Raw genomic sequence first — 14,021 nt, 5'->3', positions numbered from 1 at the left:
TGCCCCATGATCCTCGCCAAACGCCTGAAGAATCTCCCGGTCGGCCGCAAGTTGCTGGCCGCCCTGCTGGTGATGATGATCGCGGTGCTGGTGGTGGCCAACGTGACCTTTATCAGCGCCGCCTACTGGATCTCCCAGGAAAGCGTGGCCCCCCAGGCCCTGCAGACCCTGGGCCGGCTGTTCGCCAGCCCGGTGCTCAGCCGCGAGGTGCTGGCCTCGCCGGCAGCGGCCGAGGTGCAACTGCGGCAGCTGGACGGCTATGCACCGCTGCGCCTGGCGGCCGTCTATGACAGCCAGGGCCAACGTCTGGCCGAGCTGCACAACGGCGATCGCCTGCAGGTACCCGCGCGTTTCGAAGACCTGCAGACCTGGCGCCTGCGTGAATTCCGCACCAATCTGCTGGTGGAACTGCCCCGTCCCGAAGGGGCACCCGGGCATCTCCTGCTGGTGGCCAGCAGCGAACTGCCAGGGGCCTTCTATCGTGGCACCCTCACCGCCAGCCTGGCGATCCTGACCTTCAGCATCCTGCTCTGGCTGGTGGTGGCGCGGCAGATCAAGCGGCTCATTACCCTGCCGATCCGCGAACTGGAAGAGCTGTCGCGCCAGGTGACCCGGGAGGAAAACTATTCGCTGCGCGCCAGCAAGGGTAGCGAAGACGAGCTGGGACGTCTGGCGGAATCCTTCAACACCATGCTCGGGCGCATCCAGGGCCGCGAGCAGCAACTCAAGCGCGCCCGCGACGACGCCCAGTACGCGGTGCTGCAGGCCCAGAGCCTGGCCGAGGAGACCCGGCGCTCCAACCGCAAGCTGGAGCTGGAAGTGCAGGTCCGCGGCAAGATCGAGAAGAAGCTCACCGGTTTCCAGAACTACCTCAACAGCATCATCGACTCTATGCCTTCGGCGCTGATCGCAGTGGACGAGCAGTTCTACGTCACCCAGTGGAACCAGGAGGCCACCCACCTCTCCGGCACCCAGTTGGACGAAGCCCTGAACCAGCCGGTGTTTCTCGCCTTTCCCTCACTCAAACCCTTCCTGCCGCAACTGAGCCGCACCGCCGAACTCCTACGGGTGGAAAAGGTGGAACGAGTGACCTGGGCACTGACCGACACTCCGCGTCACTACACCCTGACTTTCTACCCGCTGATGGGCGGCGCCGGGCGCGGCGTGGTGATCCGCATCGACGACATCACCCAGCGCCTGAACATGGAAGAGATGATGGTGCAGTCGGAAAAGATGCTCTCGGTCGGTGGCCTGGCGGCCGGCATGGCCCACGAGATCAACAATCCCCTGGGCGCCATCCTGCACAACGTGCAGAACATCCGTCGGCGGCTGTCCCCGGAGCTGCCGAAGAATCTCGAACAGGCCGCCGAATCGGGCGTCGAGCTCAATGCGGTGAACTGCTACCTGGAGAGTCGCCAGATCCCCCGCCTGCTCGACGGCATCCATCAGGCCGGCAGCCGTGCGGCCAAGATCGTCAGCCACATGCTCGCCTTCAGCCGCCGCAGCAATCGCAAGATGGAAGCCAGCGAACTGCCGCCGCTGATCGACCAGGCCATCGAGATCGCCGGCAATGACTTCGACCTGGCCGAGGGCTTCGACTTCCGTACCCTGTCCATCCTCCGCGAATTCGATCCGGCGCTGGGACCGGTGCCGGTGATCGCCAACGAGCTGGAGCAGGTGCTGCTCAACCTACTGAAGAACGCCGCCCAGGCCATTCACCTGCGCGACGACGAGGAAGAAGGCGAATACGGCCGCATCACCTTGCGCACCCGGCTGCGTGGCGGCTGGGCCGAGATCCAGGTGGAGGACAATGGCATCGGCATCCCCGAGGACATCTGCAAGCGCATCTTCGAGCCCTTCTTCACCACCAAGGAAGTGGGCCAGGGCACCGGCCTGGGCCTGTCGGTGTCGTACTTCATCATCACCAACAACCACAAGGGGCAGATGGAGGTGCACTCCACGCCCGGCGTAGGGACCTGCTTCACCCTGCGCCTGCCCCTCGTCCAGGCCGATTTTGATTCCGTCTAAGACCTTGCCAGGAGCCGCGCCATGGGTTTTCGCCTCACCGAGATCTACACCCGCCAGGGCGACACCGGCGACACCGGCCTTGCCGACGGCAGCCGGGTCCCCAAGGACCATCCGCGCATCGAGGCCATCGGCGCGGTGGACGAACTCAACAGCGCCCTGGGGCTCTTGCTCGCCGAACTGGCCGAGGATGCGCGCCTTGCCGAGGTGAGCGAGGCCCTGGCGCCCTGCCAGCACCGACTGTTCGATCTCGGCGGTGAACTGGCCATGCCCAGCTATCGTGCCCTGCAACCGGTGGAGATCGAGCGCCTGGAAGGCGCCATCGATCACTGGAACACCGAGCTGGGCCCGTTGGAGAACTTCATCCTGCCCGGCGGCTCCCGCGCCGTGGCCCAGGCCCACGTCTGCCGCACCCTGGCGCGCAGCGCCGAGCGGCGCTGCCGTAGCCTGCACGCGGTGGAGCCGCTGGAGGGCCAGGGCCTGCCCTATCTCAATCGCCTGTCCGACCTGCTGTTCGTCGCGGCGCGCATCGTCGCCCGCCGCCAGGGGGTGAACGAGGTGCTCTGGCAGGCCGCACGGCCATGAGCGCGCCGGCCGCGCCAGCAGCGCCACCCGTGCGCCGCCACGAAGGCCTGCTCGCCCTCTGGGACGGCCTGATCCTGATCCTGGTCTGCGTGAACCTGGCACTGATCCTGTTCGACAGCCTCTATGCCCTGGGGCCGCTCAACCAGGCCCTGGCCGCCGTGCTGCCCGGCTTCCACGCCTTCTATGGCGAACGCATCCATGCCCACTTCACCCACATCGACCTGGTGTTCGTCGCCTTCTTCCTCACCGACGTGCTGCTCGGCTGGCTGGTGGCGGTGGTCGAACGCCGTCACTCACGCTGGTACCACTATCCCTTCATCCACTGGTACGACGTACTCGGCTGCATTCCCCTCGGTGGCTTCCGCGTGCTGCGCGCCCTGCGCATCATCTCCCTGCTCCTGCGCCTGCAGCGCCTGGGGCTGATCGACATGCGCCACTGGCGGCCCTACCAGCTCTTCGATCATTACTACCAGCTGCTCATGGAGGATCTGTCGGACCGGGTGATGATCAAGATCTGCGGTGAGTTGCAGGACGAGCTGAACACCCGCGACGACTTTTCCCAGAGCGTGATCGATCGCGTCATCCGCCCGCGCAAGCAGCGCTTGATCGACGGCATGGCGCAGCGCATCCAGGCGATGGTGGAACAGGGCTACAGCCAGAATCGCGCCACCCTGGAACGGCTGGTAGGGGACGTGGTGCAGCGCGCCCTGGACGAGAACCCCGACCTGGCCCGGCTCAAGCGACTGCCCATGGGCGACCGGCTGGCCGACACCCTGGACGGGGTGCTTACCGACATCGTCAATGGGCTGGTGCGGGAGGCGGCGGCCAGCCTGCGTACCCGTGACTTCCGCGCCCTGGCCAGTCGCCTGGCCGATCACGGCTTCGATCAGAGCCTGCCCAGCGGCGCCCAGGACAATGCCCTGGACGAGGTGCTGGTGGAAATCCTCGAAGTCTTCAAGCAGAAGGTCCTGCAGCGCCGGCTCGCCCAACTCGATGGCGAGCTCTGGCCGCAGGAGTGGCAGCGCAGCGAGATCGATCCGATCAACGCGCCCCGGCGCTGATCTGCTGCTGCAGATTCTGCACCTGGGTCTGCAGGGTGGTGATGTTGCGGGTGGTCTGCAGGCGGAAGGAGTCGAACTCCTTGCTGTCCGGCCCCACCGGGCGGGCGTCCAGCTCGCTGCGCAGCACCAGCAAGTCCTGCTGCATCTCACCCAGCGCCTGGCTCTGGGCGCTGGGCTTCTTCAGCGCGGCGATATCGGCCTGCAACGCCTTGTTCTGAGCGCTCAGACTGGCGACCTGCTCGGCCAGGCTGCCGGTCTGGGCCAGGCCGTTCTTCAGCGCGGCCTGCTCCTCGGCCAGGGCCTTGAGACGGCTCTCCACCTCGCCGCTACCGCTCTGCACGGTCTGCACCGCGCTGGAGAGGTTTTGCAGACGGTTGTCCTGCGCCTGCTGGTTGTCCGTCACGCCCTGCTGCTGGCGAGTGAGCTCGGCGACCTTGGTCTGCAGCGTCTTGACTTGCAGCAGCAAGGCCTCGCGGCTGGTGGTGCCGGAGGATTCGCTCTCCACCAGCTTGCCGGAGATATCTCTCAGCCGCCCCTGGGCGTCTTCGCTGATGCGCGCGAAGTTTTCCTGGGTGGCCACCACCTGCTCCTGCATCAGCACCAGCTGCTGATGGCTCCACCAGGCGACGCCGGCCAGCGCCAGGGTCAGGGCGGCGACCAGCACCCACAGCGGCGCGGTGGAAGGACCACGACGCACCGGGCGGGCGTGGCCGGCAGCGGGTTCGCGATAGACCTCTTCGGCTTCGACCGGCCGACGACCACCGGGACGGCGATCGTCACGCTCCGGCGTCAGACTCGGGACGTTATCCATTTCATCGAGAAGATCGTTGCGCATGGCAGACCTGTGAGCAAAGGCGGAAAGACGAAATCGCGGCCAGTATAACGGCCGTCAGCGCCGACGCGAGGCAGCCCGCGCGCGGATTCGCCCTGGGAGCGTGCGCCGAAACGCAGTCTGCGTCGATTGCAAAGCGCCAGCATGGCATGCCCTGGCGCCACGTGGTTTCCCGCTAGACCGGACCGCTGCGGGCCAGGGGCGCACGTGGTCGGTAATCTTCCAGGGCGCTCCAGGAGCTGGCGTGCGGCCGATAGCCGAAGGCCTCCTGGGCGGCGCGAATGTCCAGGGTGAAGGGCCTGTCCAGCAACTCGGGCCAGCGCGAGTCATGGCGCGGTGTCCGCAGCCGCGCATAGAGCCGGCGAGGTGCGAAGACGTGCTGCTCGGCCACCGGCGGCAACTCGAAACGCCGCAGCAGGAAGTTGATCGCATCCCAGCACACCAGCGGCTCGCCATCGCTGAGATTGAAGACCTTGCCGTTGGCCGTGACCGGCTGCGCCAGCAGCAGGGTCACCAGGGCCTGGCGCAAATTGCCGGCGCTGGTGAAGTCCCAGCGATTGAGGCCATTGCCGGTGCGCGCCAGCTGTTTGGCCTTGGCTCTTTCCAGCAACCAGCGTGCCCATTCGCGGTCGGCCAGACCCAGCACCTGGGCTGGCCGTAACACCGTGACCTGAGGACCGAATTCGCCGGCGGCCAGCACCAGACGCTCCAGTTGCAACCGCCGCTGGGCTTCGCTGCCCTTGGGTTTGGCTGGTACCTGGTCTTCCTTGAGGGCCTCGCCCCCGCGCTCGTAGACCCGGGCGGAGGAAACATAGAGGAATTGCGCGACCTGCTGCTGCAGGGCGGCTTCGATCAGCACCTGGCCATGGTCCAGATCGGCTGCGCTGGGCACACCCGCCACGTCGGTGCAGTGGGCGATGGCGTCGATGTCGTCGCACAACGCCACCACCTGCTCGGGCTGGTCGAGCAGGGCGGGACGGTACTCGGCGCCACGCTCGACCAGGGCATCCAGGGTCGCCCCCGGACGGCCATGCACCCGCACCAGTTGGCCGCGGTCGAGCAGATCGCAGGCCAGGCCTGCACCGAGCGCCTCGCTGGCACCGGTGATCAAGATACGCATATCGCTGGGATTCCCTGAAAAGACCTCGGTCACGGCGGTGGCGACCGATCAACCAGTGTAACCAAAGCGTCGCGTAGACGCCGCTAGTCGCGCACCAGCCACTGGCCGGCGACCTGCTGCAGATGCCGGGTCAGGGCCTGCAGGGCGGTGCCGCCGTTGCGCCAGTGATGCCAGAACAGCGGCACGTCCACCCAATGGCCAGGCGCCAGATCCACCAGGGCGCCGCTGGCGCGGGCGGTGGCGCTCTGGATATCCGGCAGCAGCCCCCAGCCGATCCCGCTCAGGGTCATCTGCAGAAAGCCCTCGGCGGAAGGACAGAGGTGGTAATCGAAGGACTGGGTGACGCCGAGCTGTTCCAGATAGCGATGCTGCAACCGGTCGTCCGGCCCGAATACGATGGCCGGAGCCTGCGCCAGGGCCTGGGGATCCGGCAGATCGGCCAGCTGCTGGGCACGGAACAGCGGGCTGGCCAGGGCCCGATAGCGCATGGCGCCCAGGGCCCTGACCCGGGCCCCGGCCAGTGGCTGACCGCTGGCGCAGAGACAGGCCGCCACCTCCCCGGCTCTCATCCGACGCAGCACCACGTCCTGGTCCTCGACCACCAGATCCAGCAGCACGCGCTGCCCCCTCACCCAGGGCCCCACCGCCGCAGGCCACCAGTTGGCCAGGCTGTCGGCATTGAGGGCGATGCGCAGCCGCTGCGGCGCCTCCTCGGCCAGCCCCGGTACCTCACTGCCGAGATCGGCCTCCAGCAGGCGCACCTGCTGGATATGACGGAGCAGGCGCAGGCCTGGCGCGGTGGGCTGGGGCGGTGTCTCGCGGACCAGCACCGCCTGGCCGACCCGGGCTTCGAGCAATTTGATGCGCTGGGACACCGCCGACTGCGACAGCCCCAGGCGCCGCGCGGCGCGTTCGAAGCCACCCTCTTCCACCACCACGGTCAGGGCTTCCAGCAATTTGTAATCGATCATCGATCTGGCTAATGCTGCATAAGGAATATTGGTTTTTCTTATACGCCTGAAGACGGCAAGGTGGCAGCCATTCCAGGACGACAGGGCATTACCCCGCAATGAACAGCTATTTCACCGGCCTCCTGACCATGGCCAGCCTCATCATGGCGCTCGGTGCCCAGAACACCTATCTGCTGGCCCAGGGACTGCGCCGCGAGCACCACCTGGCCATCGCCGCCTTCTGCCTGACCTGCGACGTGATCCTGGTGGCCGCCGGCGTGCTGGGCCTGGCCGCGCTGATCCAGCACAGCCCGTTGCTGGTGGACATCCTGCGCTGGGGTGGCGCGGCCTTTCTGCTCTGGTACGGCGCCCAGGCGCTGCGGCGGGCCTGGCGGCCGGCGGCCATCGACAAGCTGGAGACCACGAGCCCACGCAGCCGGCGCCAGGCGCTGCTCGCCGCCGCCGCGGTCTCCCTCCTCAATCCCCACGTCTACCTGGACACGGTGCTGCTGGTAGGCTCCCTGGGCAGTCAGCAGGCCGCGCCCCTGGCCTATGTGTTCGGCGCCGCCACCGCTTCCATGCTGTGGTTCTTCGGCCTCGCCCTGGGCGCCGCCTGGGCCGCACCCTACCTGGCCCGTCCGGGGGTGTGGCGGCTGATCGACCTGCTGGTGGCCGGGGTGATGTTTGCCGTCGCGGCTCAGCTCCTGGTCTCGACCTGAGGCTGGTCTTCGCCGAGCGAGCGCCCTAAGCTGCGGGTCTGCGTTCCCTGTCGAGATCTCCCATGCCCTTCGCCCGCTCGCTCCGCAGTCAGAGCCTGCTCCTGTTCGGCGGCAGTCTGCTGCTGATGTTGCTGATCGCCCTGGCCGGCTTCGCCCTGCTCTCGCGCGAGTTGCATCGCTACCAGCAGCTGATCGAAGGCCCGCTGGAGCGACTGGTAGAGATCGACGACACCCACCTGACCTTCAAGATCCAGGTGCAGGAGTGGAAGAACTTCCTTCTGCGCGGCGGCGATGCCGCGACCGCCGAGCGCTACTGGCAGGCCTTCCAGACCCGCGAGGCGGAGGTCGACCAGCGCCTGCAACAGCTGGCCACCCGCGTCGACCCCGATCTCCAGCCCCGGCTGCTGGCCCTGCGCGCCCAGCATGGTCGCCTGGGCGAGCGCTATCGCGCCGGATACGCCGCCTATCTCGCCCATGATCGCGATCCGCGGCGGGGTGATGCCGAGGTGCGGGGTATCGATCGTGAGACGGCCGAGGGCTTCGCGGCCCTGGTAGACGACCTGCACGGGCGCACCGCCGAGCAGATCGCCGCCATCCGCGCCGAGGCGCAACGCGACATCCTGCTCGCCGGCCTGGCGCTGCTGCTCTGTGGCAGTGGCCTGCTGTTCCTGGGGGTACGGCTGGTGGAGCGTCGCCTGGTCGATCCACTGGTGGCCTGTGCTCGGCAACTGGGCCTGCTGGCGCGCGGGCGCTTCGGCGAGCGCCTGCCCGGTGGCCGTGACGACGAACTGGGCCGACTGACCCACAGCACCAATCTCCTGCGCGACGCCGCCGTCCAGCATACCCACGACCTGCGTCACCAGGCGACCGAGGTCGGGGCCCTGAGCACCCTGCTGGCCAATCAGCTCCTGACCGAACCAGGCCAAGCACCACGGGACCTAGACCCGCACGTGCTGAAAGACATCAGCCGCCGCCTCGCCGACATCGCCGGCGATCTGCAGGACGCCGCCAGCCAGCGCCAGGACTGACGTCCAGCGCTACAGGGACGTGGGCACCTCGCGCCACTGACCCGGCGCCAGATCGTCCAGCGTCCAGGGCCCGATGCGCACCCGTACCAGGCGTAGCGTCGGCAAGCCCACGGCGGCCGTCATGCGGCGCACCTGACGATTGCGACCTTCGCGAATGGTCAGCTCGATCCAGGCGGTCGGCACGCTCTTACGAAAGCGCACCGGCGGATCGCGCTCCCAGAGCACCGGCGCTTCGGCCAGCAGGCGCGCCTCGGCTGGCAGGGTGGGACCATCATTGAGTTCGACGCCCTGGCGCAGCCGCTGCAACTGCTCTTCGCTGGGCGTGCCCTCCACCTGTGCCCAATAGGTCTTGGGCAGCTTGTGCCTGGGATCGGCGATGCGCGCCTGCAGCTGGCCATCGTTGGTGAGCAGCAGCAGACCTTCGCTGTCACGATCCAGACGGCCGGCGGGATAGACGCCTGGCACCTCGACGAAGGCCTTCAGGGTCGCACGGCCATCGGCATCGGCGAACTGGGTGAGCACATCGAAGGGCTTGTTGAGCAGCAGCAGCCGCGGCGTGGCCGGGGGCGCCTTGGCCTGACGGCGAGGCCGGGGGCCGGGGGTGAAGCGAGGATTTCGCGACATGGGGATCGACGGCGGCTAGCCAAAGGGTAAGCTGGATCGCCTAGTCTATTCGCCCGAGGTCCCATGCGCATCTTTCGTCCGCTGTGGCTGATCCACCTGCTCACCTTGGCCGGTTGCGCGTCTTCCGCCTATGAAGGCCCGCGCTCCGAGCATTTCGACGGCGAGCGCTTCCATAACCTGGCGCCGCGCGAGGACAAGAGTCTCTGGACACTGCTCAAGTGGCAGCTCACCCGGACACGCCCCCAGTGGACCTGGCAAGACGGCCCCGCCGTGCCGACGCGCCCGCCAGCCCGTGTCGAGGGCGGCGAACTGCAGATCACCTTCGTCAATCATGCCACCCTGCTGATCCAGCATCAGGGCCTCAACATCCTCACCGATCCGGTCTGGTCGGAGCGGGTCAGCCCCTTCAGCTTCATCGGCCCCAAGCGTTTCCACGCGCCTGGCGTGGCCCTGGATGATCTACCGCCGTTGGATCTGATCTTTATCAGCCACAGCCATTACGATCATATGGACCTGGCCACCCTGAGGCGCCTGGCCGAGCGTGCGCCCCTGACGCCGGTGGTGACGCCCCTGGGTAACGCCGAGCTGATCCGCCGCGAGACCGGTTTCGTCACGGTCAGCGAGCTGGACTGGTGGCAAAGCCTGCCACTCAAGGACGGGGTGCGCCTTCACCTGGTACCGGGCCAACACTGGTCGGCGCGCAGTCGCTTCGACACCAATCGCAGGCTCTGGGGTGGCTTCGTACTGGAGACGCCTAGCGGGCCGGTCTATTTCGCCGGCGATACTGGCTGGGGACCGCATTTCGCGCAGATCCGTGAACGCCTGGGCGCGCCACGCTTTGCCGCCCTGCCCATTGGCGCCTATGAACCGCGCTGGTTCATGCAAGACAGTCACCTCAATCCCGACGATGCCGTACGTGCGCACCAGACGCTCGGAGCAGGCAGCAGCCTGGGTATCCACTTCGGCACCTTTCCACTGAGCGACGAAGATCAATTCGCCCCGCCCCGCGACCTGGCCCATGCCCGGGCGCTGCATGGCCTGGCGGATGAGGCGTTCAGGACGCTGGCACCCGGCGAGGCCTGGTCGATGCCCTAGGGTTCACTCCACCAACCCCTTGTCCCAAAGGCGTACCAGCTCACTGGGCGCCCGGTCTTCGGGGATCAGCAGGGTCAGTTCGTCTTCCTGCTCGGCAGGCTGGGGTCGGAAACGCAGCTCCACCTTGAAATAGCGCTGATCGCCACGGCCGACCTGGGTCGGTTCGCCGGATTCCGGCAGGCAGCGTTCCAGCACTGAGCAGATGCGCCCACGCTGGGTGCTGTCGTACTGGCCGAATTCGATCTCCCGTGGCTTGCTCAACGCATGCAGGGGCGCGAAGCCTCCCTGCCGCGAGAGCCGCACCACGGTGTCCTTGCCCAGCGGGGGAAGTTCGCGCATCGCCATGCTCCTCTAGATAAGGGTAACGCCCACGCCGGCCCAGGCCTCCTGGACAGCGGCCACCTCCGCCGACTCGGCGCCAAAACGGCGGCCGGCGTTGGAAACCGTCAGCCGGGCGAAGGCGGCGAAGTCCGCATCGTTGGCCAGGCGACTGTCACAGAGGGTGTCGTACCAGATGGGCCCGGCCTTTTCCCAGGCATAGCCACCCAAGGCCACGGCCGCGAGGTAGAAGGCGCGGTTGGGAATGCCCGAGTTGAGGTGAACGCCGCCGTTGTCTTCGCGGGTCTCGATGTAGTCGCGCATATGGCCGGGTTGCGGATCCTTGCCAAGGGTCGGGTCGTCGTACGCCGTACCCGGCTCGGCCATGGACCTGAGGCCTTTGCCCTTGATGCGGTCGGTGAGCAGCCCGGCGCCGATGATCCAGTCCGCCTCGGCGGCGGTCTGCTTGAGTTGGTACTGCTTGACCAGGATGCCGAAGACATCGGATACCGACTCGTTGAGTGCGCCGGACTGATTGAAGTACACCAGGCCCGCTTCGCTCTCGGTCACCCCATGCGCCAGTTCGTGGGCGATGACATCCAGGGCGATGGTGAATCTGTTGAAGATCTCGCCATCGCCATCACCAAACACCATCTGCTCGCCGTTCCAGAAGGCGTTCTGGTATTCCTGGCCGTAGTGGACGGTACCGGCCAGCGGCAGGCCCTGACCGTCGATGGAATTACGACCGAACACCTCGTTGAAGAAGGTGAAGGTAGCGCCCAGGTGATCGTAGGCTTCGTCCACCGCCACGTCGCTGACGGACGCCTGCCCTTCCTGGCGCACCAGGCGCCCGGGCAGCTGCATGGCATTGCCGGCATCGAAGATGCTGCGTTGCGGACTGGCGTCGTCGGTCCGCGGCAAGGCTCCGACCGGTGCCTGGCGTACCCCGGGCCGACCGGGATTGTGCAGCAGACTCTGCACATGACTCAGGGTGGTCAGGGCGCAGGAACGCTGGTGTTCGTCGCCATGATCGATGATGCGGCCAAGAATGTAGGGGGGAATAACCCCCTGGTAGGTGCCCTGGTTACGAGACATGCGCGCCCTCCTCCTGTGGGGGACAGAGCCCCCGATCACCGCAGCGTGCGGTCCTGTTCGTTGGACCACGAAACGACCAGACGGCTCCCGCCTCTTCACCCGGACGCAGGCTTCTGGTACAAAGGCACCCCACGCGGGCGTCGTATAATGGCATTACCTGAGCTTCCCAAGCTCATGACGAGGGTTCGATTCCCTTCGCCCGCTCCAGATTCCAGACGGCCTCCAATCAGTCCTTGCGGACCAGCTGATTGGGGGCCGTTGCGTTTCCAGGCCCTGTTGCGGGGTTTGCGAGCATCAATCCTACCCCGCCACCAACCCCTTCACCCGCTGCGCCAGGGCTTCCACCGCGAAGGGCTTGGTCAGGATCGCCATGCCGGGTTCCAGGTGGCCGTCGCTGAGCAGCGAGGTTTCGGCGAAGCCGGTGATGAACAGCACCTTGAGTGCGGGACGGTGGACGCGGGCGGCGTCGGCGAGTTGGCGGCCGTTCATGCCGCCGGGCAGGCCGACGTCGGTGACCAGCAGGTCGATGCGGGCATCGGAGTGCAGGACTTCCAGCCCGCCGGCACCGTCGGCGGCTTCGATGATGACGTAGCCCAGTTCGCGCAGCAAATCGGTCACCAGCATGCGCACCGTGGGTTCGTCATCGACTACCAGCACGGTGGCGTTAGCGCCTTCCAGCGTGCAGGGCCGGCCATCCTCCGTGGCGACCTCGCACAGCCGCTCGGCCGGCCGCCGCGGCAGATAGAGGCAGACGGTGGTGCCCTCGCCCGGGATCGAGCGTAGTCGTAGCTGCCCGCCCGACTGACGAGCGAAGCCGTAGATCATCGACAGCCCGAGACCGGTGCCCTGCCCCATGGGTTTGGTGGTGAAGAAGGGCTCGAAGGCCTTTGCGGCGACATCCGGGGTCATGCCGCTGCCGGTATCGGTCACGCTCAGGTGCAAATAGTCCCCTTCGGCCAATTCAGGATCGGGCGCGCTGTGGGTATCGACCTGATACTGATCGGCCTCGATCAGGATGCGTCCGCCGCCGGGCATGGCGTCGCGGGCGTTGATGCACAGATTCAGCAGGGCGTTTTCCAACTGGGACTGGTCCACCAGCAGCGGCTGGTTGTCCGGCAGGCTGATGAACTGCACCTGGATGGCCGGCCCTACGGTGCGCTGCACCAGATCGAGCATGCCGCCTATCAGCTGGTTGACGTCGGTGGGTTCCGGCGCCAGGGTCTGGCGACGTGCGAAGGCCAGCAGCCGGTGGGTCAGGGCCGCGGCGCGCTTGGCACTGCCCTGGGCCGCCAGCAGGTACTTCTCCAGCTCGGTGAAGCGCCCTTGGTCGATGCGCAGCCCCATGAGGTCGAGGCTGCCGGAGATCCCCGCCAGCAGGTTGTTGAAATCGTGAGCCAGGCCACCGGTGAGCTGGCCGACGGCCTCCATCTTCTGTGACTGACGCAGGGCCTCTTCCGAGCGCCGGAGTTCCTCGGTGCGCTCCTCAACCCGCTGCTCCAGGGTCGCGGTCAGGTCGCGCAGTTCGGCCAGGGCGCGATCGCGTTCATCCGCCAGGGCGCGGCGGGCATCCACGTCCAGCAGCACGCCGGGAAAGCGCAGCGGGGTACCGTCCGGCGCCAGTTCGACATGGCCGTTGGCTTCCACCCAGTAGTAGCGACCATCGCGATGACAAACGCGATACTGATGGGCATAGCGTCCGCCGCGTTCGAGCACGTCGGCGATGGCGGCGGCGAGGCCTGCCTGGTCATCGGGATGGACGTTGGCGACCACCTGGGCCAGGCTCAGGCCATCGCGGCCCAGCGCCGGATCGAGGCCGAAGTGGGTGGCGAAGGCTTCGTCGACGGTGAATCTATCGGTGGGCAGGTCCCAGTACCAGGTGCCGATGATGGCGCCGGCGGCCAGGGCCAGCTGCACCCGTTCGGCGGCCGCCAGCACGCTGCTCTCCGCGGCACGGGCGCTGTCGCGTTCGTCGATGCGCGCTGACAGCTCCTGTTCGAGCGTCAGGTTATGGCGGCGCAGCGCGGCTTCGGCCACGTCGCGCTGACGATGGGCCTGGACGCTGGCGGTGGTCTCTGTGGTGATGTTGAGCATCCCGACGATGGTCTCGCCGTCACGCAGCGGACTGTAGGAAAAGCTCCAGTAGGTATCCTCGGGATAGCCGTTGCGGGTCATCACGAAGTGCTTGTCGACGAAATGCAGCGCCTCGCCGGCCAGCGTCCGCTCGATCAGCGGCGCGATCTCGGCCCACAACTCCACCCAGACCTCGTGGATCGGTTGCCCCAGCGCCGCGGGATGCCGGGCCCCGAGAAAGGGGGCATAGGCCTGGTTGTAGATCAACGTCTGCTCGGGCCCCCAGGTCGCGCACATGGCGAAGGGCGAAGCCATCAGCAGGTCGTAGGTGGTCCTGAGAGCAACAGGCCAGCAGGTGCGATGGCCCAGTGGCGTGGTTTCCCAAGCAAAGCTTTCAAGGTAGGACAAAGGACGACTCACTGGCAGAGGCGCTGACGGATCTGGTGGCCGCCCAGGCTCTCAGCAATGAGCCCAGACGCTCATGATAGGCGGGTTCAAA

At 67.0% G+C, this 14,021-nt stretch carries 13 protein-coding genes and 1 tRNA gene; 7 read left to right on the top strand and 7 right to left on the bottom strand.

The features are described from left to right. Positions 1 to 6 precede the first annotated feature (6 nt). The 3 genes from ACUCV0_RS15835 to ACUCV0_RS15825 are packed head-to-tail and all read left to right on the top strand — an operon-like array spanning position 7 to position 3,671. A complete protein-coding gene (locus ACUCV0_RS15835) occupies positions 7 to 2,028 on the top strand; it encodes a sensor histidine kinase (protein ID WP_482213096.1) in 2,022 nt (673 codons plus the stop codon). Positions 2,029 to 2,049: 21 nt separating this feature from the next. Continuing rightward, on the top strand, positions 2,050 to 2,610 hold the full coding sequence (locus ACUCV0_RS15830) for a cob(I)yrinic acid a,c-diamide adenosyltransferase (protein ID WP_271653965.1): 561 nt from the start codon (positions 2,050 to 2,052) through the stop codon (positions 2,608 to 2,610). Beyond that, the gene (locus ACUCV0_RS15825) at positions 2,607 to 3,671 is read left to right on the top strand and encodes an ion transporter (RefSeq protein WP_482213095.1); all 1,065 of its coding nucleotides are present in this window, start codon (positions 2,607 to 2,609) and stop codon (positions 3,669 to 3,671) included. Before ACUCV0_RS15830 ends, ACUCV0_RS15825 begins: the two co-directional genes overlap by 4 nt. On the opposite strand, the gene ACUCV0_RS15820 is transcribed toward ACUCV0_RS15825, so the two are convergent. From ACUCV0_RS15820 to ACUCV0_RS15810, 3 genes are all read right to left on the bottom strand, one after another. Further along, on the bottom strand, positions 3,652 to 4,506 hold the full coding sequence (locus ACUCV0_RS15820) for an ATPase (RefSeq protein WP_482213094.1): 855 nt from the start codon (positions 4,504 to 4,506) through the stop codon (positions 3,652 to 3,654). The genes ACUCV0_RS15825 and ACUCV0_RS15820 overlap by 20 nt on opposite strands. 172 nt (positions 4,507 to 4,678) lie before the next feature. Beyond that, positions 4,679 to 5,623 carry an NAD-dependent epimerase/dehydratase family protein gene (locus tag ACUCV0_RS15815; RefSeq protein WP_482213093.1) on the bottom strand — a complete coding sequence of 315 codons (945 nt, stop codon included), beginning with the start codon at positions 5,621 to 5,623 and terminating at the stop codon, positions 4,679 to 4,681. Between the two features lie 83 nt (positions 5,624 to 5,706). Beyond that, complete coding sequence (locus ACUCV0_RS15810) at positions 5,707 to 6,594, bottom strand: LysR family transcriptional regulator ArgP (RefSeq protein WP_482213092.1); 888 nt, start codon at positions 6,592 to 6,594, stop codon at positions 5,707 to 5,709. Between the two features lie 98 nt (positions 6,595 to 6,692). On the opposite strand from ACUCV0_RS15810, the gene ACUCV0_RS15805 reads away from it, so the two are divergent. Both ACUCV0_RS15805 and ACUCV0_RS15800 read left to right on the top strand, forming a co-directional pair. Continuing rightward, a complete protein-coding gene (locus ACUCV0_RS15805; protein ID WP_482213091.1) occupies positions 6,693 to 7,292 on the top strand; it encodes a LysE/ArgO family amino acid transporter in 600 nt (199 codons plus the stop codon). A gap of 62 nt (positions 7,293 to 7,354) precedes the next feature. Then, the gene (locus ACUCV0_RS15800; RefSeq protein WP_482213090.1) at positions 7,355 to 8,320 is read left to right on the top strand and encodes a methyl-accepting chemotaxis protein; all 966 of its coding nucleotides are present in this window, start codon (positions 7,355 to 7,357) and stop codon (positions 8,318 to 8,320) included. A 9-nt stretch (positions 8,321 to 8,329) separates the two neighbouring features. Here the strand turns inward: ACUCV0_RS15800 and ACUCV0_RS15795 are convergent, their stop codons facing one another. After that, on the bottom strand, positions 8,330 to 8,944 hold the full coding sequence (locus ACUCV0_RS15795) for a pseudouridine synthase (RefSeq protein WP_482213089.1): 615 nt from the start codon (positions 8,942 to 8,944) through the stop codon (positions 8,330 to 8,332). 63 nt (positions 8,945 to 9,007) lie between these two features. Here ACUCV0_RS15795 and ACUCV0_RS15790 point away from each other — a divergent pair, with 63 nt between their 5' ends. After that, a complete protein-coding gene (locus ACUCV0_RS15790; protein WP_482213088.1) occupies positions 9,008 to 10,039 on the top strand; it encodes an MBL fold metallo-hydrolase in 1,032 nt (343 codons plus the stop codon). A gap of 3 nt (positions 10,040 to 10,042) precedes the next feature. On the opposite strand, the gene ACUCV0_RS15785 is transcribed toward ACUCV0_RS15790, so the two are convergent. Both ACUCV0_RS15785 and ACUCV0_RS15780 read right to left on the bottom strand, forming a co-directional pair. Beyond that, positions 10,043 to 10,378 carry a protealysin inhibitor emfourin gene (locus ACUCV0_RS15785; RefSeq protein ID WP_313647461.1) on the bottom strand — a complete coding sequence of 112 codons (336 nt, stop codon included), beginning with the start codon at positions 10,376 to 10,378 and terminating at the stop codon, positions 10,043 to 10,045. A 12-nt stretch (positions 10,379 to 10,390) separates the two neighbouring features. Beyond that, positions 10,391 to 11,452, bottom strand: coding sequence for a M4 family metallopeptidase (locus tag ACUCV0_RS15780; protein ID WP_482213087.1), 1,062 nt, complete (start codon positions 11,450 to 11,452; stop codon positions 10,391 to 10,393). Between the two features lie 133 nt (positions 11,453 to 11,585). Between ACUCV0_RS15780 and ACUCV0_RS15775 the strand changes: the two genes are divergently transcribed. Further along, positions 11,586 to 11,659: transfer RNA gene (locus tag ACUCV0_RS15775), tRNA-Gly, on the top strand. Positions 11,660 to 11,752: 93 nt separating this feature from the next. Here ACUCV0_RS15775 and ACUCV0_RS15770 read toward each other — a convergent pair. Then, positions 11,753 to 13,819 (bottom strand): ATP-binding protein, encoded by a 2,067-nt coding sequence (locus ACUCV0_RS15770; protein WP_482213133.1) that lies wholly within the window; start codon positions 13,817 to 13,819, stop codon positions 11,753 to 11,755. Positions 13,820 to 14,021: the final 202 nt, after the last annotated feature.

Source organism: Pseudomonas sp. VMV1 (assembly GCF_056790235.1).
The sequence above is the reverse complement of the archived record's forward strand: the minus strand, read 5'-3'. Positions and strand labels throughout refer to the sequence as shown.

Bases quoted from the DNA above. Each gene is read 5' to 3' on its own strand.
- ACUCV0_RS15835 (WP_482213096.1), top strand. From the start codon at position 7: ATGATCCTCGCCAAACGCCTGAAGAATCTCCCGGTCGGCCGCAAGTTG.
- ACUCV0_RS15830 (WP_271653965.1), top strand. From the start codon at position 2,050: ATGGGTTTTCGCCTCACCGAGATCTACACCCGCCAGGGCGACACCGGC.
- ACUCV0_RS15825 (WP_482213095.1), top strand. From the start codon at position 2,607: ATGAGCGCGCCGGCCGCGCCAGCAGCGCCACCCGTGCGCCGCCACGAA.
- ACUCV0_RS15820 (WP_482213094.1), bottom strand. From the start codon at position 4,506: ATGCGCAACGATCTTCTCGATGAAATGGATAACGTCCCGAGTCTGACG.
- ACUCV0_RS15815 (WP_482213093.1), bottom strand. From the start codon at position 5,623: ATGCGTATCTTGATCACCGGTGCCAGCGAGGCGCTCGGTGCAGGCCTG.
- ACUCV0_RS15810 (WP_482213092.1), bottom strand. From the start codon at position 6,594: ATGATCGATTACAAATTGCTGGAAGCCCTGACCGTGGTGGTGGAAGAG.
- ACUCV0_RS15805 (WP_482213091.1), top strand. From the start codon at position 6,693: ATGAACAGCTATTTCACCGGCCTCCTGACCATGGCCAGCCTCATCATG.
- ACUCV0_RS15800 (WP_482213090.1), top strand. From the start codon at position 7,355: ATGCCCTTCGCCCGCTCGCTCCGCAGTCAGAGCCTGCTCCTGTTCGGC.
- ACUCV0_RS15795 (WP_482213089.1), bottom strand. From the start codon at position 8,944: ATGTCGCGAAATCCTCGCTTCACCCCCGGCCCCCGGCCTCGCCGTCAG.
- ACUCV0_RS15790 (WP_482213088.1), top strand. From the start codon at position 9,008: ATGCGCATCTTTCGTCCGCTGTGGCTGATCCACCTGCTCACCTTGGCC.
- ACUCV0_RS15785 (WP_313647461.1), bottom strand. From the start codon at position 10,378: ATGCGCGAACTTCCCCCGCTGGGCAAGGACACCGTGGTGCGGCTCTCG.
- ACUCV0_RS15780 (WP_482213087.1), bottom strand. From the start codon at position 11,452: ATGTCTCGTAACCAGGGCACCTACCAGGGGGTTATTCCCCCCTACATT.
- ACUCV0_RS15770 (WP_482213133.1), bottom strand. From the start codon at position 13,819: ATGTGCGCGACCTGGGGGCCCGAGCAGACGTTGATCTACAACCAGGCC.